Consider the following 971-nt stretch of genomic DNA (forward strand, 5'->3'; position numbering starts at 1 on the left):
ATTTGTGGATTATTGTGGCCCCACGCTGACCATCACGTGCCCTACAACGCAGGAAACACGGACTGCTCAAGTATTTGTTGCCGTGCTCGGCGCATCAAATTATACCTATGCTGAGGCAACGTATAGCCAGCAACTTGAAGACTGGGTGATGAGTCATGCCCGTTGTTTTGCGTTTTTAGGCGGTGTGCCTGAACTTGTTATTCCCGACAACTTAAAAAGTGCTGTTAGTAAACCATGTCGCTACGAGCCTGATCTAAACCCCACTTATCATCAATTAGCCGAGTATTATAACGTCGCGGTCATACCCGCTAGACCTTATAAACCCAAAGATAAATCGAAGGCTGAAGTCGGTGTACAAATTGTTGAGCGTTGGATCATGGCACGTCTGCGTAACCAAACCTTCTACAGCTTAGCGCACTTAAATCAAGAAATAGCAAAGCTACTTGATGTAATGAACAATAAGGTCATGAAGCAATATCAACAGTCACGTAAACAGCTATTTGATAGGGTGGATAAAAGCGCATTAAAGCCATTGCCTGAAAAGCCCTATCACTACACACAAATCAAAACGGTGCGAGTACACATTGATTATCATGTTGAAATAGAAAAGCATTATTACAGTGTGCCGTATCAGTGGGTTAAGAAACAATTACGCGCACACATAACCAATCAGTTAGTACAGCTTTATCATGACGATACCTTAATCGCACAGCATCCGCGCTCACATCGTTTAGGTGGGCATACAACACAGCCTCATCATATGCCTCTGGCGCATCAAAAACAGCATGAGCAGTCACCGATAAATTTACGCTCATGGGCATTAAGTATTGGAGAGTATACCCACCAAGTTGTTGAGTTACAGCTCAGTGGACGGCGTCACCCCGAGCACGCTTATCGCGCCTGTTTAGGGGTGTTAAGTTTAGCTAAAATCTATTCAAAAGAGCGGCTTGAGCAAGCGTGCTATCGCGCAA

The 971-nt window shown here is 44.6% G+C and carries 1 protein-coding gene; it reads left to right on the forward strand.

The features are described from left to right. The coding region (gene istA, locus FW757_RS23095; protein ID WP_446441779.1) for an IS21 family transposase at positions 1–971 on the forward strand (971 nt) is incomplete at both ends.

It is taken from the genome of Pseudoalteromonas sp. 1181_04 (assembly GCF_052850545.1).